General features: G+C 64.0%; 21 protein-coding genes. 13 read left to right on the top strand and 8 right to left on the bottom strand.

The genetic code is table 11. From position 1 onward, the window contains the following. Positions 1 to 53: 53 nt before the first annotated feature. Both AACH39_RS06885 and AACH39_RS06880 read right to left on the bottom strand, forming a co-directional pair. The gene (locus AACH39_RS06885; RefSeq protein WP_338621173.1) at positions 54 to 758 is read right to left on the bottom strand and encodes an SAM-dependent methyltransferase; all 705 of its coding nucleotides are present in this window, start codon (positions 756 to 758) and stop codon (positions 54 to 56) included. 33 nt (positions 759 to 791) lie between these two features. Continuing rightward, on the bottom strand, positions 792 to 1373 hold the full coding sequence (locus tag AACH39_RS06880) for a nucleoside triphosphate pyrophosphatase (RefSeq protein ID WP_215781682.1): 582 nt from the start codon (positions 1371 to 1373) through the stop codon (positions 792 to 794). Between the two features lie 218 nt (positions 1374 to 1591). Here AACH39_RS06880 and AACH39_RS06875 point away from each other — a divergent pair, with 218 nt between their 5' ends. The 8 genes from AACH39_RS06875 to fabF all read left to right on the top strand — a co-directional run bounded on the left by AACH39_RS06875 (position 1592) and on the right by fabF (position 7899). Beyond that, the gene (locus tag AACH39_RS06875; protein ID WP_215781684.1) at positions 1592 to 2095 is read left to right on the top strand and encodes a YceD family protein; all 504 of its coding nucleotides are present in this window, start codon (positions 1592 to 1594) and stop codon (positions 2093 to 2095) included. Positions 2096 to 2125: 30 nt separating this feature from the next. Continuing rightward, positions 2126 to 2305 (top strand): 50S ribosomal protein L32, encoded by a 180-nt coding sequence (rpmF, locus tag AACH39_RS06870; protein ID WP_215781686.1) that lies wholly within the window; start codon positions 2126 to 2128, stop codon positions 2303 to 2305. Between the two features lie 77 nt (positions 2306 to 2382). Continuing rightward, the gene (plsX, locus tag AACH39_RS06865) at positions 2383 to 3423 is read left to right on the top strand and encodes a phosphate acyltransferase PlsX (RefSeq protein WP_215781689.1); all 1041 of its coding nucleotides are present in this window, start codon (positions 2383 to 2385) and stop codon (positions 3421 to 3423) included. A 7-nt stretch (positions 3424 to 3430) separates the two neighbouring features. After that, positions 3431 to 4390, top strand: a complete 960-nt coding sequence (locus AACH39_RS06860; RefSeq protein WP_215781690.1) for a beta-ketoacyl-ACP synthase III — start codon at positions 3431 to 3433, stop codon at positions 4388 to 4390. A 47-nt stretch (positions 4391 to 4437) separates the two neighbouring features. Beyond that, positions 4438 to 5367 carry an ACP S-malonyltransferase gene (gene fabD / locus AACH39_RS06855; protein ID WP_215781691.1) on the top strand — a complete coding sequence of 310 codons (930 nt, stop codon included), beginning with the start codon at positions 4438 to 4440 and terminating at the stop codon, positions 5365 to 5367. A gap of 12 nt (positions 5368 to 5379) precedes the next feature. Beyond that, on the top strand, positions 5380 to 6117 hold the full coding sequence (fabG, locus tag AACH39_RS06850) for a 3-oxoacyl-ACP reductase FabG (protein ID WP_215781692.1): 738 nt from the start codon (positions 5380 to 5382) through the stop codon (positions 6115 to 6117). 105 nt (positions 6118 to 6222) lie between these two features. Continuing rightward, positions 6223 to 6462, top strand: coding sequence for an acyl carrier protein (gene acpP, locus AACH39_RS06845; protein ID WP_215781697.1), 240 nt, complete (start codon positions 6223 to 6225; stop codon positions 6460 to 6462). A 195-nt stretch (positions 6463 to 6657) separates the two neighbouring features. Then, complete coding sequence (gene fabF, locus AACH39_RS06840; protein ID WP_215781700.1) at positions 6658 to 7899, top strand: beta-ketoacyl-ACP synthase II; 1242 nt, start codon at positions 6658 to 6660, stop codon at positions 7897 to 7899. A gap of 86 nt (positions 7900 to 7985) precedes the next feature. On the opposite strand, the gene AACH39_RS06835 is transcribed toward fabF, so the two are convergent. Together AACH39_RS06835 and AACH39_RS06830 are read right to left on the bottom strand one after the other, a co-directional pair. Then, positions 7986 to 10022, bottom strand: coding sequence for a phospholipase C, phosphocholine-specific (locus tag AACH39_RS06835; protein WP_338621171.1), 2037 nt, complete (start codon positions 10020 to 10022; stop codon positions 7986 to 7988). A 77-nt stretch (positions 10023 to 10099) separates the two neighbouring features. Beyond that, positions 10100 to 10762: a hypothetical protein gene (locus tag AACH39_RS06830; RefSeq protein WP_338621170.1), complete on the bottom strand. Its 663-nt coding sequence runs from the start codon at positions 10760 to 10762 to the stop codon at positions 10100 to 10102. A gap of 134 nt (positions 10763 to 10896) precedes the next feature. On the opposite strand from AACH39_RS06830, the gene AACH39_RS06825 reads away from it, so the two are divergent. The 4 genes from AACH39_RS06825 (at position 10897) to AACH39_RS06810 (ending at position 14706) form a co-directional block, all read left to right on the top strand. Continuing rightward, positions 10897 to 11511 (top strand): CBS domain-containing protein, encoded by a 615-nt coding sequence (locus AACH39_RS06825; protein WP_215781704.1) that lies wholly within the window; start codon positions 10897 to 10899, stop codon positions 11509 to 11511. A 128-nt stretch (positions 11512 to 11639) separates the two neighbouring features. Further along, complete coding sequence (locus AACH39_RS06820; RefSeq protein ID WP_215781706.1) at positions 11640 to 12941, top strand: aminodeoxychorismate synthase component I; 1302 nt, start codon at positions 11640 to 11642, stop codon at positions 12939 to 12941. Continuing rightward, the gene (gene pabC / locus AACH39_RS06815; RefSeq protein ID WP_215781708.1) at positions 12938 to 13744 is read left to right on the top strand and encodes an aminodeoxychorismate lyase; all 807 of its coding nucleotides are present in this window, start codon (positions 12938 to 12940) and stop codon (positions 13742 to 13744) included. The genes AACH39_RS06820 and pabC overlap by 4 nt, the downstream gene beginning before the upstream one ends. 80 nt (positions 13745 to 13824) lie before the next feature. Then, complete coding sequence (locus AACH39_RS06810) at positions 13825 to 14706, top strand: prephenate dehydrogenase/arogenate dehydrogenase family protein (RefSeq protein WP_338621169.1); 882 nt, start codon at positions 13825 to 13827, stop codon at positions 14704 to 14706. 15 nt (positions 14707 to 14721) lie between these two features. Here the strand turns inward: AACH39_RS06810 and AACH39_RS06805 are convergent, their stop codons facing one another. The 4 genes from AACH39_RS06805 to AACH39_RS06790 all read right to left on the bottom strand — a co-directional run bounded on the left by AACH39_RS06805 (position 14722) and on the right by AACH39_RS06790 (position 18765). Beyond that, positions 14722 to 15111, bottom strand: a complete 390-nt coding sequence (locus AACH39_RS06805) for a carboxymuconolactone decarboxylase family protein (RefSeq protein ID WP_215781712.1) — start codon at positions 15109 to 15111, stop codon at positions 14722 to 14724. Continuing rightward, positions 15108 to 16625 carry a histidinol-phosphate transaminase gene (gene hisC / locus AACH39_RS06800; protein ID WP_252346183.1) on the bottom strand — a complete coding sequence of 506 codons (1518 nt, stop codon included), beginning with the start codon at positions 16623 to 16625 and terminating at the stop codon, positions 15108 to 15110. The genes AACH39_RS06805 and hisC overlap by 4 nt, the downstream gene beginning before the upstream one ends. Next, the gene (aroA, locus tag AACH39_RS06795) at positions 16622 to 17917 is read right to left on the bottom strand and encodes a 3-phosphoshikimate 1-carboxyvinyltransferase (protein ID WP_215781714.1); all 1296 of its coding nucleotides are present in this window, start codon (positions 17915 to 17917) and stop codon (positions 16622 to 16624) included. The genes hisC and aroA overlap by 4 nt, the downstream gene beginning before the upstream one ends. Before the next feature lie 74 nt (positions 17918 to 17991). Further along, positions 17992 to 18765, bottom strand: coding sequence for a hypothetical protein (locus AACH39_RS06790; protein WP_215781717.1), 774 nt, complete (start codon positions 18763 to 18765; stop codon positions 17992 to 17994). A gap of 172 nt (positions 18766 to 18937) precedes the next feature. On the opposite strand from AACH39_RS06790, the gene cmk reads away from it, so the two are divergent. Continuing rightward, a complete protein-coding gene (gene cmk / locus AACH39_RS06785; protein WP_215781719.1) occupies positions 18938 to 19603 on the top strand; it encodes a (d)CMP kinase in 666 nt (221 codons plus the stop codon). Positions 19604 to 19620 lie beyond the last annotated feature (17 nt).

Raw genomic sequence — 19620 nt, 5'->3', positions numbered from 1 at the left:
GCCGCCTGGTCAGGAGACCGGGCGGCCTGTTTGTTGTATGCGGCTCAGGCGGCTTATCGCTGGGCATGCAGCAGGAAGATGGCCGGTCGCTTGTGCAGCGCCGGCTTTTCTTTTGGCCAGTCGCGTACTCGCCGGCTGACGATGGTCTGGCCCGGCAGGGTCAGGTCGCAGGCGACGGCGACGCGGGTGGTCGGCGAGAGGGTGCTCAGCAGGTGTTCCAGCATGGCGTCGTTGCGGTAGGGGGTTTCGATGAAGAGCTGGGTTTCGTCGTTGTCGCGCGAGCGTTGTTCCAGCTTTTTCAGGGTTTGGGCGCGTTCGCCGGCGTCGACCGGCAGGTAGCCGTGGAAGGCGAAGCGCTGGCCGTTGGCGCCGCTGGCCATCAGGGCCAGCAGGATGGACGAGGGGCCGATCAGCGGCATGACGCTGAGGCCTTTTTCGTGCGCCAGTGCGACCAGCTGGGCGCCGGGGTCGGCGACCGCCGGGCAGCCGGCTTCGGAGATCAGGCCGACGTCGTGGCCGGCCAGCAGGGGGTCGAGCAGGGCGGCGATGTCTTGTGCCGGGGTGTGCTCGTTGAGGGTGTGCATGGTCAGTTCGCGGATCGGGGTGCTGATGCCCAGTGCCTTGAGGTGTTTGCGGGCGGTTTTTTCTGCTTCGACCACGAAGTGGCGCAGGTGGGTGAGGCGGGCGCGTTCCGGCTCGGGCAGCCAGGGGGTGTCGGCTTCGCCCAGCGGGGCGGGAATGAGAAACAGGGTGGCCATGTATCGGGTTCCGGTAAGAGGTGGGTGGCGGTCTCAGGCCAGGATGGGCAAGCCAGCCTGTTCCAGCATGCTGACCAGGGCGAACAGCGGCAGGCCGATCAGGGCGTTGGGGTCGGTGGATTCGATGCGCTCGATCAGCGCTCCGCCCAGGCCTTCGCTCTTGGCCGCGCCGGCGCAGTACAGGGCGTCGGGCTCCTGCGCCAGGTAGTGGCGGATCTGTGCCTCGTTCAGCGGGCGCAGGGTGACGCGGGTCAGGTCGACGTGTTCCTGCAGCTTGCCGCTGGCGCTGTCATAGAGAGCCAGTGCAGTATGAAACACGGTGGTGCGCCCCTGCTGGTTGAGCAGCATGCGCACGGCGTGTTCCTGGTCTTGTGGTTTGCCGATTTGCTGGCCGTCGAGCAGGGCGACCTGGTCGGAGCCGATGATCAGTGCGTCGGGGTAGGCGCCGGCCAGTGATTGGGCCTTGATGCGCGCCAGGCGGCAGGCAGTGTCGGGGGCGCTTTCGCCCGGCAGCGGGGTTTCGTCGCAGTGGGGGGCTGCCGCGATGAAGGGCAGGCCCAGACGCGACAGAATCTCGCGGCGGAAGACGGAGGTGGAGGCGAGGACGAGTTGCATGTTCGATCTGTGGTGTCAGCTACGGTTTTGTTCTGCCAGGTGGGCGATTTGTCTGGCCAGACCTGGCAGGTCTTGTTGTCATGGCGAGTACGATGACGTGTCCAATTATAATAAAGGGCACGGTCTGTGCCGATCGACACACCCTGTGCCAGGCAGGATATTCGGTACTTTGTATTTTTTTGACAAATCAGTGGCCTGGATTATATCATGCACAGTTTATGTCTAACCCGATTTTGATCGATCCGCTGAAGCATGCCTATGACGGGCGGCGCATTGCCGGCAAGTTGCCGGTAAATCAGCTTGATGAACGCGTGCTGTCGGAGCTTGCCTCGACTGCCGGCGAAGTGTCCTGGACGCTGACCGGCTTTGTCGACGATAATCGCCGTCCCTCGCTGCGCATCGAGCTGGCCGTGGCTCTGTCGGTGCCCTGCGGTCGTTGCTTGCAGCCCTTTGCGGTGAACCTGGTGGCCGATTCGGTCATCACGCTGTTTACCTCGGAGGAAAAGCTGGAAGAAGCCGTCGAAGCCGACGAGGAACTCGATGCCATCATGGCCGAGCCCGAGCTGGATGTGAAGGCGCTGATCGAAGACGAAATCATCATGGGCTTGCCGTTGTCGCCACTTCATGACGACTGCGGGACGGAACATCTGGAACGTGCCAAGGCTGACAAGCCCAACCCGTTCGCGGTGTTGGCGGCTTTGAAGGGCCGCAAGTCCGAATGAACATGTAATTGAATTTTTCAGGAGTCGAACATGGCTGTTCAACAGAACAAGAAGTCCCCGTCCAAGCGCAACATGCACCGCGCGCATGATTTTCTGACCGCGCCGAGCCTGGCCAAGGACACCGCTACCGGTGAAGTTCACCTGCGCCACCACATCAGCCCGAACGGCATGTACCGTGGTCGCAAGGTCCTGAAGGCCAAGGGCGAGTAATTTTCTCTACCCTTACCTGCCTCACAAGGCCTGATCCAGGCTCCAAGAACAGGTAGGACCAACTACCGTATCCGTTGATGACAATCACCGTAGCGGTCGATGCCATGGGCGGCGACGTTGGCCTCAAGGTCACCGTCCCGGCATCGCTCCGATTTCTCGAAGAACACCCCGAAGCACGTCTGATCCTTGTTGGTGACAGTGAAGCCATTGCGGCAGAACTGTCGGCGCAGGCATCGGCTGTGCGCGATCGTCTGGACATTCGTCACGCCACGCAGGTGGTGGACATGGACGAAGCGCCGCAGCTGGCCCTGAAGAACAAGAAGGATTCGTCGATGCGGGTGGCCATTGCCCTGGTCAAGGACGGCGAGGCCCAGGCGGCCGTGTCGGCCGGCAATACCGGGGCGCTGATGGCGACCGCGCGTTTCGTGCTGAAGACCATCCCGGGGATCGATCGTCCGGCGATCGCCAAGTTGTTGCCGACTGTCGAGGGCAGGGATACCTGCATGCTCGATCTGGGGGCCAACGTCGATTGCACGCCGGAGCAACTGCTGCAGTTCGGCATCATGGGTGCCGAGCTGGTGTCGTGCATTGCCGGGCGCGACAACCCCCTGGTTGGTCTGTTGAATATTGGCTCGGAAGATATCAAGGGTAACGAGAGCGTCAAGCGCGCCTCGGTGCTGCTGAAGGAATCCGGCCTGAATTTTTACGGCAACGTCGAAGGCGACGATGTCTACCGCGGCAAGGTGGATGTGGTGGTCTGCGATGGTTTTACCGGCAATGTGGCGCTCAAGACCTCCGAGGGGGTGGCGCACATGGTCGTGATGTTTATGCGCCGGGAGTTTACGCGCACCTGGTGGACGCGTCTGTGCGCGCTGATGGCGATGTCGGTACTCAAGCGGTTCCGCAACAGCCTGGATCCGCGTCGCTATAATGGCGCCAGCTTTCTCGGTCTCAGGGGCACCGTGGTGAAGAGCCATGGCGGCACCGATGCGCTGGGCTTCAGTTATGCCCTGCATCAGGCCTGGGAAGAAGCGCGTTCCAATGTGATTGGTCACATCACCGATCGGGTGGTGCATCAGATGTCGAATCTGAAGCCCTCCGAGACTGAGGCGAACTGACAACAACATGGTCTATTCACGCATTCTGGGTACCGGCAGTTATCTGCCGGCCAACGTGGTGACGAATGCGATGTTGGCTGAGCGCGTGGAAACCAGTGACGAGTGGATTGTCTCTCGCACTGGTATCCGCGCACGCCACATCGCCGCCGAAGACGAAAAGACCAGCGACCTGGCGCTGCAGGCAGCCCGCGCTGCGATTGCCGACGCCGGGCTCGTGCCCGAAGACATTGATCTGATCATTGTCGCCACCACCACCCCCGACATGGTTTTCCCCAGCACCGCCTGCCTGTTGCAGGAGAAGCTGGGCGTACACGGCTGTCCGGCGTTTGACGTGCAGGCGGTGTGTGCCGGTTTCATGTATGCGCTGGTGACGGCCAATAACTACATCAAGGCCGGCATGGCCAAGAAGGCCCTGGTGGTCGGCGCGGAAATCATTTCGCGCATTCTCGACTGGGAAGACCGCCGTACGTGCGTGCTGTTCGGCGATGGCGCCGGCGCCGTGGTGCTGGGCGCTTCCGACCAGCCGGGCATCGAGCATGCCTGCATGGCGGCCGATGGTCGTTACAACAAGATTCTCAATACCCCGGCCCAGATTTCCGGCGGCAAGATCCAGGGTCTGCCGTTCCTGAACATGGATGGTCCGGCGGTATTCAAGTTTGCCGTCAAGGCCTTGTCCGAAATTGCCACCACCACCCTGAGTCAGGCTGGCGTCAGCCAGGATCAGGTCGACTGGCTGGTGCCGCACCAGGCCAACCTGCGCATCATCGAATCGACGGCCAAGCATCTTGGCCTGTCGATGGAGCGTGTGGTGGTGACCCTGCCGACGCATGGCAATACCTCGGCCGCTTCCATTCCGCTGGCGCTGGATCAGGCGGTGCGCGACGGGCGTATTCGTCGCGGCCAGCGTGTCCTGCTGGAGGGTATCGGCGGCGGTTTCGCCTGGGGTGCGGTGCTGCTGACCTTCTGAGTGTCAGCCGTGCTCACCATTCCACTCTTTTTGCTGGAGACAGACTTATGGCGTTTGCCTTCCTTTTTCCCGGTCAGGGCTCGCAAAGCCTGAAAATGATGGATGGGTTTGCCGCGCTGCCGGTGGTTCGCGATACGTTCGCTGAAGCTTCCGATGCGCTGGCTCAGGATCTGTGGGCGATGCTGCAGGCGGATTCTGCCGATGCCATCAATGCCACGGTCAATACCCAGCCGCTGATGCTGGCTGCCGGTGTCGCCACCTGGCGTGCCTGGCTGAGCAGCGGCGGTGCGCGTCCGGCGCGTCTGGCCGGCCACAGCCTGGGCGAGTATTCCGCGCTGGTGGCGGCGGAAGCGCTGCCGTTTGCTGATGCGGTCCGTCTGGTACGGCTGCGTGCCGAAGCCATGCAGGCGGCTGTGCCGGAAGGCACCGGCGCCATGGCCGCGATTCTCGGCCTGAGCGACGAGGTGATCCGCGAGGCTTGCGCCGCTTCGGCTGCCGGTGAGGTGGTCGAGCCGGTGAACTTCAACTCGCCGGGGCAGGTGGTGATCGCCGGTCATCGTGCCGCGGTCGAGCGCGCCATGGAGGCCTGCAAGGCCGCCGGTGCCAAGCGTGCCCTGCCGCTGCCGGTGTCGGTGCCGTCGCACTGTGCGCTGATGAAGCCGGCTGCCGAGCGTCTGGCGGCGGCGCTGGCCGATGTCGAGATTCAAACGCCGGTCATCGAAGTGCTGCATAATGCCGACGTCGCTGCTTATCAGGACCCGGCGCAGATTCGTGATGCCCTGGTGCGCCAGCTGTACAGCCCGGTGCGCTGGACCGAAACCGTGGCCCTGATGGCTGCCGGCGGGATGACCCTGATGGCCGAGTGTGGCCCGGGCAAGGTGCTGGCTGGCCTGGCCAAGCGGATCGACGGCAACGTCAAGTGTTTTGCCCTGACCGATGCGGCTTCGCTGGAAGCGGCACGGGCAGAGCTGGTTTAAAGGAGCCGGAACATGCTGTTGCAAGGTAAAGTGGCGCTGGTCACCGGCGCGTCGCGCGGGATTGGCGCAGCCATTGCCGAGGCACTGGTTGCCGAAGGTGCCATCGTGATCGGTACCGCCACCTCCGAAGCGGGGGCCGAGGCTATCCATGGTCGCCTGCAGGCCAGCGGGGGGGCGGGCCGTGTGCTGGATGTGTCGGTTCCGGGGGCGATTGAGGCGCTGATCGGCGAAATTGGCAAAACATTCGGCGATGTGTCGATTTTGGTCAATAATGCCGGCATTACCCGCGATACACTGCTGTTGCGCATGAACGAAGAAGACTGGGATGCCATCATGAACACCAATCTGAAGTCGGTGTTCCTGGCCTCCAAGGCAGTGCTGCGCGGCATGATGAAGGCCCGTACCGGCCGCATCATCAATATCGCTTCGGTCGTCGGTGCCATGGGCAACGCCGGCCAGGCCAACTATGCGGCGGCCAAGGCCGGCATTATGGGCTTTACCAAGTCGATGGCGCGTGAAGTCGGCAGTCGCAACATTACGGTCAATTGTGTGGCCCCCGGTTTCATTGATACCGACATGACCAAGGCTTTGCCGGAAGCGCAGCGTGAAGCGCTGGTCGGCCAGATTGCCCTGGGCCGTCTGGGGGATGCGAAGGATATCGCCGATGCCGTTGTTTTTCTGGCCTCGGATCGGGCTGCCTATATCACCGGGCAGACCCTGCATGTGAACGGCGGCATGTTGATGCCGTAAGGCAACAACACCGCAAAGCAGAATTAGGTAGGCTACTCTAATTTTTTTTTGTAGAATAGTCGGGTTTTGTAATCCCGACATCGAATGGGAAAGGATTTTTACCAAATGGAAAACATCGAACAGCGTGTCAAGAAGATCGTTGCCGAACAGCTGGGCGTGAACGAAGCCGAAGTGAAGACCGAGTCTTCTTTCGTCGACGACCTGGGCGCTGACTCCCTGGATACCGTTGAACTGGTGATGGCACTGGAAGAAGAATTCGAGTGCGAAATCCCGGATGAAGAAGCTGAAAAGATCACCACCGTTCAGCAAGCCATCGACTACGTGAGCGCTCACCTGAGCAAGTAAGCAGTCGTATTTCCAGGACCTCTGCACGAAGCGCTTCGCGCTGGCGCAGAGGTCTTTTTGCTCGCGCTTCTGTTACAGATTTTTGAATCCTGTCACCGACAGGATCGAGAACGAACCTTCGGGAGAAGGGTGCCTGCCGCCGCTAGCCGGTAGCCGCGCCCGGGAAGTGTTCCCGTATTAACGCGGAGAAGTCCCGTGTCCAAGAGAAGAGTTGTCATCACCGGTCTGGGGCATGTGTCCCCGGTAGGGAACGACGTCGCCACCGGCTGGGCCAACCTGCTGGCAGGCAAATCCGGCATTGGCCGAATCACCCGCTTTGATGCCAGTGACCTGGCCTGCCAGATCGCCGGCGAGGTGAAGGATTTCGATATCGGCGCCTATATTTCGCCGAAAGATGCACGTCGCATGGACGTGTTCATCCATTACGGCATTGCCGCTGCGCTGCAGGCGATTGGCGATGCCGGTCTGGATGAGGTGGCCTCGCTCGACAAGACCCGGGTCGGGGTCAATATCGGCTCCGGCATCGGCGGCCTGCCGCTGATCGAAGAGACCGGCGTGGCCCTGATGGAAGGCGGTCCGCGCAAGATCGGCCCGTTCTTTATCCCCGGCTCGCTGATCAATCTGATCGCCGGCCATGTGTCGATCATCAAGGGCTATCAGGGTCCGAGCTACGGCATTGTGTCGGCTTGCACCACCGGTGCCCATTGCATTGGCGATGCGGCCCGCATCATCCAGTACGGCGATGCCGACGTGATGGTGGCTGGTGGCGCCGAAGGCGCGATCACCCGTCTGGGCGTGGGTGGCTTTGCCGCCATGAAGGCATTGTCGACCCGCAACGATGACCCGGCCACCGCCTCCCGTCCCTGGGATACCGGTCGCGATGGTTTCGTGATGGGCGAAGGTGCCGGCGTGCTGGTGCTGGAAGAGTATGAGCATGCCGTCAAGCGCGGCGCCCGTATCTATGCCGAGCTGATTGGCTTTGGCATGAGCTCCGATGCTCACCACATCACGGCCCCGAGCGCCGAAGGCCCGGCACGTGGCGTGGCCAATGCGCTGCGCGATGCCGGCGTCAATGCGGATCAGGTGGACTATGTCAACGCGCACGGCACTTCCACGCCGCTGGGCGATGCCAATGAAACCAACGCGCTCAAGATGGCCTTTGGCGATCATGCCAGGAAGCTGGCGGTCAACTCGACCAAGTCGATGACCGGTCACCTGCTGGGTGGCGCCGGTGGTGTCGAAGCGATCTACACCATCCTGGCGGTCCACAACCAGGTGTCGCCGCCGACCATCAATCTGGTTGAGCAGGATCTGGAGCATGGCTGCGATCTGGACTATGTCGCCAATACCGCGCGCGACATGAAGATCGACGTGGCGATCTCCAACTCCTTTGGTTTTGGCGGCACCAACGGCACGCTGGTGTTCAAGCGCGTCTGAGCGTCTGTCATTCAGTCAGAAACCCCGAGGCGTCCGCCTCGGGGTTTTTTGTTTTTCAGGCCGGGCGCGGGCTCACCACGGTTCGCTCAAGCCATCCCGGCCTGTTTCCATGCGCCCGCAGTACTGCGCAGCCACCCCTTGCCATCTGCTGAGTCGGTGACGATCACGTCATACCAGTCGGCTCGCGGCGAAACGTCCTGCGACCAGTGCATTTCTGACCCCGCGGCGATGTTCAGCTGTTGCGACGGGGTGGTGCTGCCGGCGCTGCGCAGCCAGAGCGTACAGGGGCGGGTGTCTTCGTTGCGTAGCCAGAGGTGGATCTGATGTCGCGCCGGGTCTTCCTGCCAGCGGGATGACAGCCCCGGGTCATGGCGCGAGCCGGCAAAGCGGCGCAGCCAGCCGTTCGGGCCATGTACGCTCAGACCATAGCGTCCGCCCTGCAGGGTGGTGTGCCAGGTCTCCTGCAGCCGGCTCTGGCCCGCGAGGGTGTAGTGCCAGGGGCCATCGGGTCGATAGGGGTCATCGCCATAGACAATCAGGCAGGCGGCGGTCTCGCCCTGGTTGTCGAAGCTCAGGGTCAGGGCATCGCCCTTGACGCTGGCCTGGCATGCCAGGCGGTAGGGCAGGGCGCGTGAGGGACGCTGGCCGGGTTCTTGCGCCGGTCGTCCGCTCGCCTGTCCGGGCTGCGGGCGCGGCAGGGTGCAGGCTGCGCGGGCGGCGGCCAGATAGCTGGCCGGATCGGGCAGGGACGGCCAGCCGGGGTCGCGCTGGCTCAGATCCAGTGTGCGGGTCAGGTCGCCGCAGACTGCCCGCCGCCATGGCGAGATATTGTCGTCATGGATGCCGAAACGGGCTTCCAGCAGGCGGATGACCGAGGTATGGTCAAACTGCTCTGAACATACCCAGCCGCCTTTGCTCCATGGGGAGATCACCAGCATCGGCACGCGCGGGCCGAGGCCGATCGGCTCGCCCAGATAGCTTTCGCCTGTGACCGGCACATTGCTGCGCCCCTGCTTGTCCTGCAGGGGCGGAATCGGCATGGGCAGATGGTCGAACAGCCCGTCATTTTCGTCGTACATCTGCAGGAATACGGTGCGGGACCACACGGCCGGATTGGCGACCAGGGCGGCCAGCAGGCGGGCGCTCAACCACTCGCCCAGGGCCGGTGAGCGCGAGGGGTGCTCGCTGAATGACTCGGGGGCGACAATCCAGCTCACCTGGGGCAGCGTGCCCTGTTGCACATCGCGGGCAAAGGCGTCGACCAGGTAGCGGGCATCGCTGCTCGCGGCGTTGTCGGCACTGGATCCCGGTACGATGGCCCGGCCGCGCTGGTAGTGCCGGCTTTGCCGGTCCAGGTTGCGGAAGTTGGCAAAGTAGGCCAGTGCGTTGTCGCCGTAGTTGTCGTATTCCTGATAGACCTGCCAGCTGACGCCGGCCTCTTCCAGACGTTCTGCCACGGTTTTCCAGCGATAGCCGCGATAGCTCTGGCGATCACGCGCCATGTCGGCGGTGTGGTTGCCGTCGTCGAGATTGGCGACGGTCTGGCCGCTGGTGCCGGACATCAGGAACAGCCGGTTGGGGTCGGTCGGGCCCTGGATGGAAGCATGGTAGGCATCGCAGAGGGTGAAGGCATCGGCCAGGGCGTAATAGAACGGGATGTCTTCGCGCCGGAAGTAGCCCATGGTGGCGGCGCCCTTGCTCCAGGCCCAGGCATCGTGATGGCGCCAGACATGCTGCGAGACTTTCCAGCCGTGCGGCAGGCTGGGCATGCACAGGGCGCCGGTCCGTCGGCTGTCGAGATGAAAGGGCTCGATGACCCCGCCGCCGCCTCCCGGCAGGCGGGGTTGCTGGAAGACGCTGCGTCCGCCCGGCAGCAGGATGGCGCGCGGGTCGCTGAAGCCGCGCACCCCGCGCAGGCAGCCGAAGTAATGGTCGAAGGAGCGGTTTTCCTGCATGAAGATCACGATGTGTTCGATGTCTTGCAGCGAGCCATGGCGTCTGGCCGGGGCGGTCTGCAAGGCCCGGAACAGGGTTTGTGCCTGCAGGGCAGGCAGGGACAGCGAGCCGATGGCGGCTGCCAGCGACTGGAGAAAGGCACGGCGCTGCATCTGGGGTGACCTCACGGATAGGGCGACTCTCTCAGCAAAGACGAGTTTCGGCGCCATGCCACGTGGCAGGTCGGTCAGCTTGACAGTGTGGCTCAGTTCAGTGGAAAGGCCAGGACATCTCGCTGGTAGGTTTCCTGGACGAAGCTGAATGGTTTGCCATCTTCGCGGTACAGCACGGCCTGATGTTGCAGCAGTTGCTGCGGCACCGGCAGGGGCTGGCTGCTGCTGGCCGTCTGCCAGGGCTGGTTTTCCCAGCCTGGCGGCAGCGGCTGCCACAGCAGGGTGGCGCTCAGGGTGCGGCGGCTGAAGTGCAGGGGGGCCACCACGGTGCCGAACGGGAGGTCGCTGGTTTCCAGGGTGTGGTTCATGGCGCTGGTGAGTCGTGCCGGGACATACCAGTTGTCGGCCTCGGACAACAGTTTGCTGCCGCAGTGCAGTTGTACGCGACGGTAGTTGAGGGGGGTCTGCCCGTCCACTTTCAGTGCCTGGCGGACCTGCGGGCCGGCCGCTTTGGCGCTGGTGCGATCGCGCACCGCGACGATACGGGCCCCGGGCGCCAGTTGATGGTCGGCGCACCACTGTTGCAGGGTGCGGGTGGCGCTGGGCTGGGTCAGCAGGGTGACATTGAAGCTTTGCAGCAGGGCCAGCGCCTTGACCCGGGTCGGCATGTCATCCTGCCAGCCGGCAGGCAGGGGGGCCGCGGCGAGTTGCAGGCAGGGTGCCAGCAGCAGGGCCGGGATCAGGCGTCGTTTCATGTGATTCTCCAGGTGAGGGTCAATGACAATCTCATGCCGGTTTCACCTCGCTGCCAATCAGACTGTACTGATCCGGATTATCCGCTAAGTTGAAATCATAGCCGGAGCCATTTCCCCCGGCGCGAGGAGCCGCCATGTTTGCCGAATTTCGCCCGCTGTCGACCCATTCCCTGCCTCGTACCACGGATCTGCTGCAGCCGGATCTGCGGCCGCCAACTCCGGTGACGCTGGAGAGTCCGGCGCTGACGGTGATGACCGATCTGCGTCAGGTGCGCCCGGTGAGCATCGATCAGGATGCGACCCTGCGCCAGGCGCATCAGTTGATGGTCTGTAGTGGCATTCGTCTGTTGTTTGTCGAAGATGCCCAGCATAGCCTGGTCGGTCTGGTGACGGCGGTGGATTTGTTGGGGGAGCGGCCGATACAGCGCATGCAGGAGCAGGGCAAGCCGCATGCCGAGTTGCTGGTGCGCGATGTGATGACGCCGCGCGCCCGGCTGGACGCCCTGCGTATGGAGGAGGTGGCGCATGCCCGGGTGGGCGAGCTGGTGGCCACCATGAAGCAGCTGGGCCGCCAGCATGCGCTGGTGGTGCAGGTGAATGCCGAGAATGGGCATCATGAGTTGTGCGGTCTGTTCTCGACGACTCAGATGGCGCGCAAGCTGGGCATGCCGCTGAGTTTCATCCGCCTGCCGCAGACCCTGTCGGAGATTCAGTACACCTTGCTGCATGCCGAACAGGCGATGAGCTGAGGCGCGTGCGCGGCCGTCGTGCCGTGCGGTCACCGGCATCGTGTGCACGGAGAAAAATATCTTGTTCAGAGGGGCCCGTTCGTCCGGTAGAATCTGCGGTTTGTGATTGTCCGGGTCCTCGTTTCCCCATGCGTGCCGAACTCCTTGCCGTCCCGCCGGATCTGCTGGCGATTCATGCCGCTGACCGCCAACGCTTTCCTTATCTGCTGCAGTCCGATGCCCTGCACGGCTGGGACATTCTGTTTGCCTTGCCGCGTTCGGTGCGGGTGTATGGCGACGGGGAGGTGCAGTCCTGTCTGGCGGATCTGCAGGGTTTGCCTTGTGATCAGACGCTGGATAATCCGCATGGTCTGCCGTTTTGTGGCGGCTGGTTCGTGTTTCTCGGCTATGAGATGTTGCAGGCTTTCGAAGACAAGGTGCCGGCTGGTTTGCCTGATCCGTTTCCGCTGGCCGCCCTGGCCCGTATCCCTGCGGCCCTGCTGGTCGATCGCGGCCGTGGTCAGGCCTGGGCCATGGCCGAGGATGAGGAGAGCTGGCAGACCTTGCAGGCCGCCTTGCGCGATGCGCCTGCTGCGCTCGCCCCGGTGGTGCCGCCCTTGCGCCGGCTCGAGGAGGACGACCCGCAGCGTTATCTCGATGCCATCACCCGGCTGAAGCGCTACATCCATGACGGCGATGTGTTTCAGGTGAATATTTCCCGGGGCTGGCGTGCCGAACTGGCCGAAGACTGTTCGGCGGCGGATCTGTTCGCAGCCTTGCGGCGTGCCAATCCGGCGCCGTTCTCGGCGCTGGCCGATTTTGGCCATGCCCAGATTGTCAGTTCGTCGCCGGAGCGGCTGGTCGAGGTGCGTGATGGCTGGGTGCAGACGCGGCCGATTGCCGGGACGCACCCGCGTTCGCCCGATCCGGCCGAGGATGCGGCGCTGAAGCAGCGCCTGATCAGCAGCATCAAGGAGCGTGCCGAGCATGTGATGCTGATTGATCTGGAGCGCAATGATCTGGGCCGGATCTGCCTGCCGGGGACGGTGGAGGTCAATGAGCTGATGGCGGTGGCCAGCTATGCCTATGTGCATCATATCGAGTCCAATGTGCGCGGCCGTCTGCGTGCCGGGGTGGCGCCGGTGGCGGTGCTGCGCGCGCTGTTCCCCGGCGGCACCATTACCGGTTGTCCCAAGGTGCGTACCATGCAGATCATCCGCGAGCTGGAGGACCGGGCACGCCGTGCCTATACCGGCAGCCTGGGGTATATCAATCACGATGGCAGCATGGATTTCAATATTCTGATTCGTACCTTCATGCGCCAGGGCTCGACGCTGCGTTTTCGGGCCGGGGGCGGCATCGTCGCCGACTCCGATCCGCAGCGTGAGCTCATGGAGACGCGACACAAGGCGCGCGGTCTGTTGCGTGCACTGGGGGTGCTTGACCAATGATGCTGATCAATGGGGTGGCTACCTCGCAGCTGGCGGCTGATGACCGTGGCCTGGCTTTTGGTGATGGCGTGTTTCGCACGCTGGAGTGTCGTCATGCGCGTCCCTGTCTGTGGGACTGGCATTGGGCCTGTCTGCAGCGTGATGCGGCACAGTTGGGCTTGCCGCTGCCGGACGCGTCCGTGCTGCTGGCCGAGTTGGCGCTGGTGGCTGCCGGGTTGCCGCGCGCCGTGGCCAAGATCACGCTGACGCGCGGTTCTGCCCCGCGGGGCTATGCCATTCCGGCCGATCCGGTGCCGACCCGCATCGTGGCGGCCCGTGGCTGGGGTGGCTATCCCGAGCATTGGGGCCGGGACGGGGTGGCGCTGGGCTGGAGTGAAGTCCGGCTCGGTTTGCAGCCTTTGCTGGCCGGGGTCAAGCACCTGAACCGGCTGGAGAATGTCCTGGCACGCAGCCGGATGGCGGCGGAGGTGCAGGAAGCGCTGCTGTGTGACAGCGAGGGGACGGTGGTCGAGGGAACGCAGACCAATCTGTTTGTGCGGCTGGACGGGCACTGGCTGACGCCGGCGCTGGATCGCTGCGGGGTGGCCGGGGCCGTGCGCAGCTGGATGATGGCGCAACAGCCGGTGCAGGAGGTGCGCCTGATGCCCGCGCAGCTGGCGCGTGCCGAGCTGCTGGTGTTGGGCAACAGCCTGGCGGGTCTGTGGCCGGTGGCCAGTCTGGACGGGCGGCAGTGGTCGGACTTTGCGCTGCTGCGACCGTTGCAGCAGGCGCTGGCACGGGATTCGGCGCCGCAGACGCCATGAAATCGCTTATGATGGGTGCGTGACAGGGCCTTTGTGCCCGTGTCCCGGTCGCCAGGCCGGGGAGATAAGGGGAGAGCACGTTGCGGCAAGGCATAGAGACCTTGGTGGTGGTGGGGGTGGGCCTGATCGGCGGTTCGTTCGCGCTGGCGCTGAAGCGTGCCGGTCTGGTCGGGCGGGTGATCGGTGTCGATCGTTCCGCCGATAATCTGCGGCGCGCGCTGGAGCTGGGGGTGGTGGACGAGATCAGCGATGATGTCTGTGCCGCCGCGGCCCGGGCCGATGTGCTGCTGCTGGCGACCCCGGTCGGGCAGATGGCTGCGATTCTGGCTGCAGTGGCCGGGCATTTGCGCCCCGGTACGCTGGTGACGGATGTCGGCAGTACCAAGGGCAATGTCGCCGCCATCATGCGCCAGGGGTTGCCGGATCATCTGGCCTGCTGCCTGCCGGCGCATCCGATTGCCGGTTCCGAGTTGTCGGGGGCCTCTGCCGCCCAGTACGGGCTGTATGAAAACCGTGATGTGGTGCTGACGCCGCTGGCCGAGACGGATCCGGCCACCCTTGAACGGTTGTCTTCGCTCTGGCAGGCCTGCGGCGCGCGCGTCGCGGTGCTGGATGCCGAGGAGCATGACCGCATTTTTGCCGCGGTCAGTCATTTGCCGCATTTGCTGGCCTTCAGTTACGTCAATCTGGTGGCCGGGCAGGATAATGCTGCGCGTTGTCTCGATTTCGCCGCCACCGGTTTTCGCGACTTTACCCGCATTGCCGGCAGTTCACCGGAAATGTGGCGTGACGTGGCCCTGGCCAACCGGCAGGCTTTGCTGGCCGAGCTGCTGGGTTTTCGCGGCGAGCTGGATCAGTTGATCGCGCTATTGGCGAGTGAGGACGGGCCCGGGCTGGCCGAACGTTTCAGTGCGGCGCGTCAGGTACGCACCGACTGGCATCAGAAGTTTCTGCGCAAGTAGCCGGATGCCGGGGGCCTAGTCCGGCAGGCTCAGGCCCAGTTCATTGAGGATTTCGCGCGCGGCGCGGAAGGCCTCGACCGCCGCCGGTGCGCCGGCATAGACCGCGCTGTGCAGCAAGACCTCGCGAATTTCCACCAGACTGGCGCCGTTGTTCAGCGCGCCACGCACATGACCTTTCAGTTCGGTGCTGCGTCCCAGGGCGGCCAGCATGCCGCAGGTGACCAGACTCCGGGTTTTCAGGTCGATGCCTTCTCTTTGCCAGGTACTGCCCCAGGCATGTTCGTTGAGCCAGTCCTGCAGCGGGCGGGAAAATCCGTCCTGCTGACTCATGGCGCGCTCGACAAATGCCTCGCCCATGACGGCGCTGCGACGGGCTTGTCCGGCCTGACGATCCTGTTCGCTCATGAGGTGCTTGCCTCGCGTGAAGTGAGTTGTTGTTGCCAGACGTCGAGTAGTCGTGCGCATTGCGCCTCGGTGCCGATACTGATGCGCAGGTATTGCTCGATGCGGGGCTGCCTGAAGTGTCGCACCAGGATGCCTTCGCGGCGCAGGTCGGCGGCCAGGGCGGCGGCATCATGCCGGGGGTGGCGGACGAACAGGAAGTTGGCGGCCGAGGGCAGGACCTCGAAGCCGAGTGCCTGCAGGCCCTGGCGCAACTGTTCCCGATTGTGCATCACCTGGCGGCAGGTACGGCGGAAATAGTCTTCGTCTTCGAAGGAGGCGATGGCGCCGGCGATGGCCAGACGGTCCAGCGGATAGGCATTGAAGCTGTTCTTGATCCGTTCCAGGGCTTCGATCAGGGCCGGGTGGCCCATGGCATAGCCGACGCGCAGGCCGGCCAGTGCCCGTGATTTCGACAGGGTGCGCACGACCAGCAGGTTGGGGTGCTCTGGCAGCAGGGCGATGGCGCTCTCGCCACCAAAGTCGATATAGGCTTCATCGATGACCACGACCTGATCCGGGTGCTCGTCGAGCAACTGGCGGATGTCGTCCAGGGTCAGCAACTGGCCGGTCGGGGCATTGGGGTTGGCGAGGATGATGGCACCGGCCGGCTGGCGGTAGTCTGCCACGCGGATCGCCAGTTGCGCATCCAGCGGCACCTGGCGATAGGGGATGCCGTACAGCGCGCAATAGACCGGGTAGAAGCCATAGCTGATGTCCGGCATCAGCAGGGGCTGCGGTTTTTTCAGCAGGGCCTGGAAGACGGTGGCCAGGACTTCGTCCGAGCTGTTGCCGACGAAGATCTGGGGGGTGTCCAGCTGGTGATGGCGTGCGATCTGTTGCTTGAGTGCGCGTGCATCCGGGTCGGGGTACAGGCGCAGGCTGTCATCGCTGGCCGCCTGGATGGCGGTCAGGACGCCCGGTGCCGGCCCATAGGGGCTCTCATTGGTGTTGATCTTGATCTGGATGGGCTGTTGCGGTTGCTCGCCGGGCTGATAGGGGGTGAGCTGATGGACCAGTTCGCTCCAGAAGCGGCGCGGGTCGCTGTCTGCCGCCGGCTGCTGCCGGGCCTGGCGAATCACCCCTTCCTTGTCCGCCGGTTGCCAGCCTTCCGGCTTCAATACCTTGCCGTCGGCCCGGCGTACCACCTGGCCATTGACGGCCTTGCGCAGGTTGGCCTGGTGGATGGCCCGGGTCATGGCCTCAACCGGCATGCCCTGTGACAGCAGCAGGCCGACCAGCACGTTCAGGACATCGACGCCTTCGGCGGTCAGTTCGGCCATCAGGCGCGTGCTGGTGGCTTCGTCGCGGTGATCATCGGCCTGGTAGTCGGCCAGTGCCTGCTGAAATTCGGCCCATTCCTCGGCCAGCATGGTCTGCCACATGGCGAGGTTGTCCGGGGCAAAGCGCGGTGCGGGCGGAATCGGCAGATCAAAGCGGCTGATGAATTCGCGCCGCAGGGCAAACAGGTCGCTCATGCCGCGCTCCCCGCCAGGGCGGCCAGGCGCTCGAAGTAATCCGGGAAGGTCTTGGCGACACACTTCGGGTCGTTGATGGTCACCGGCGCCCCCATCAGCGCCACCAGCGAGAAGCACATGGCCATACGGTGGTCGTCGTAGGTGTCGATTTCGGCGTGCGGCGTCAGGACGGCCGGCGGGGTGATGCGGATGTAGTCCGCGCCTTCTTCGATCTGGGCGCCGACCTTGCGCAGCTCGGTGGCCATGGCGGCCAGACGGTCGGTTTCCTTGACGCGCCAGCTGGCGATGTTGCGCAGCGTGCTGGTGCCGTCGGCGGCCAGGGCCAGCATGGCGACGGTCATGGCGGCGTCCGGGATGTGATTCAGGTCGATGTCGATGGCGCGCAGGGTGTCACCGGCACGGGCTTCAATCCAGTTGTCGCCGTAGCGGATGTCGGCCCCCATCAGGTTGAGCACCTCGGCAAAGCGCACGTCCCCCTGAATGCTGTTGGCTCCCACGCCCTCGACCCGTACCGGGCCGCCGGCCAGGACGCCTGCCGCCAGGAAGTAGGAGGCGCTGGAGGCGTCGCCTTCCACCACGATCTCGCCCGGCGAGACATAGTGCTGCCCGGCCGGCACGGTAAAGGTTTCCCAGCCCTGTTGCTGGACATCGACGCCGAAGCGGCGCATCAGATTGAGCGTGATGCTGATGTAGGGCTTGGAAATCAGTTCGCCTTCGACGCGCAGGGTAGCGGCATGGCCGGTCAGCGGCAGTGCCATCAGCAGGGCGGTCAGGAACTGGCTGGAGACCGAGCCTTTGACGCTGATGTCGCGCTCGGTGTTGATGCTGGCCGGCGCGATTTCCAGCGGCGGGAAGCCCGGCTGACCCTGGTAGCGGATGTCGGCACCCGCCTGGCGCAGGGCATCGACCAGATCGCCGATCGGCCGTTCGTGCATGCGCGGCACGCCGGAAAGATGATAGTGGCCCTGCATCAGGGCCAGGGCGGCCGTCAGCGGGCGGAAGGCGGTGCCGGCATTGCCGAGGAACAGGTCGGCGGAACGGACCGGAAAGACGCCGCCGCTGCCGCTGACGCTGAAATCGCGCGAGTCGCCGTGTCGGGTCACGCTGACGCCGAGCAGTTGCAGGGCGTTGAGCATGTGCCGGATGTCATCCGAGTCGAGCAGGTCTCGCACCAGGGTGTCGCCGCCGGCCAGCGCCGCCAGCAGCAGCGTGCGGTTGGAAATGCTTTTGGAGCCGGGGAGTTTCAGGGTGCCGGACAGGCGGGGAATGGCGGCGAGAGACAACTGTTCCATGGTGGATCGACTCGGAAAAATATGAAAATTGACTGTTCACTCTACCCGTCAACCCGGTCAGGTGCAAATCAGACCTATTCCCGTTTGGCGTGAGGCAGGCCGAGGCGGCGACGCAGGCGATCCCTGGCCAGCCGGCTGGTGGCGGTCAGTAAATTGAGCAGAGAAACCGGTGCCAGGGTGACCAGGCCCTGCCCGTCCAGATAGGCCGGGTTGTGCTGCAGGAAGAAGCGTACCGCCGGGCGCGGGGAGCTGCGCCAGTGGTGATGATCGGCCTCGTTGTCCAGTGTGCGCCAGCCGACCGGTACGACCCGAGGCAGGGGGGCTTCTGCCGCGTGGTATCCGAAATGGCTCAGGCAGTCTTGCAGGACGCGGCGGACGTCGGCGGGGAGGCCCTGTTCCGGCCTTGGCCAGAGCTGGCGGGCATAGCGGTGGCACTGCAGATAGCTGGAGGGGTGGATCAGGGTGGCAAAGAAGTGGATCGGCGTGGCGGGATGGCGCAGGCGATAGCCCAGCAGCCGGGCCAGGATGAAGGGGGCCAGACTGTTGCCGCCGCGGTAGGCCGGCAGCAGTCCGGCCTGCGAGCGCATGATACAGACCCGGCGGCCCGGCTGTTCGATGTGGAAGAAATGTACCGCGCAGTAGCCGATGACCTGACCGAGCCGGTTGATGCGCACTTGCAGATAACTGTGTTCCGCCTGGTTCTGCAGGACCTGGCTGCGGAACAGTGAGGGCGTGCCGCCACCGAAAATGCGCTGGTGTACCGGAAACAGCAGGTCGAGAAGGCCGTCGATCTCCCCGTTGTCGAGCGTGCGCAGATCGAGATTGCTATAGAGCGATGGGCGCGCCATGGCGTCTGTCCTGTCGGTGATGGAAAGTGCCATGCATTCTGACTTGAGAAATTATTTTGTCGATGACAAATGGTTTGGTTGACAAGCCGGTGCAGAGGGGGGTGGGTCTGTGTGAACCTGTCAAGCCAGTACTAACAATGTATAATGTCGCGCTTTATCCGGAGCTGCTTGCATGAATATCCCTGTGATTGCCATTGATGGCCCTTCCGCATCGGGCAAGGGAACTGTCGCAGCCCGGGTGGCTGAACAGCTGGGCTTTCAGTATCTCGACTCCGGTAGTCTGTACCGGCTGGTGGCATTGCATGCCCTGCGCACGGGAATTGACTGGTGCGATGAGGCGGCGCTGGCTGCGGCGGCCCTGAGCCTGCCGGCCGAGTTTCGCCATGGCGCAGTGTTGCTGGCCGGCAACGATGCCGGCGAGGCGATTCGCGCCGAAGAAATCGGCATCGGGGCCTCGCGGGTCGGGGCACTGCCGGCCGTGCGCGCCGCACTGCTGCAGCGTCAGCGCGATTTTCGCCAGGCACCCGGCCTGGTGACAGATGGCCGTGACATGGGGTCGGTGGTGTTCCCGGATGCCGATCTGAAGGTTTTTCTGACCGCCAGTGCGGAAGAACGGGCCGAACGACGTTATAAGCAGTTGATCGACAAGGGAGAATCTGCTAATCTCCCGCAGATTCGGCAGGACATTATCGATCGCGACCGGCGTGACGCCGCGCGGGCGGTAGCCCCTCTCCGACAAGAGCCGGATGCCTTCTTGCTCGATACCACCCAGCTCAGCATCGACCAGGCGGTCGAGCAGGTGCTGCAGTGGTACGCCGACAAGGCTTCCGGCGACTGATTTTTTGCAGGTTGCCC

Origin of the sequence: Paludibacterium flexuosum (assembly GCF_037076605.1) — a bacterium.
Classification (GTDB): domain Bacteria; phylum Pseudomonadota; class Gammaproteobacteria; order Burkholderiales; family Chromobacteriaceae; genus Paludibacterium.
Note: the sequence above shows the minus strand (reverse complement) of the source record. Positions and strands in the feature narration are given on the sequence as shown.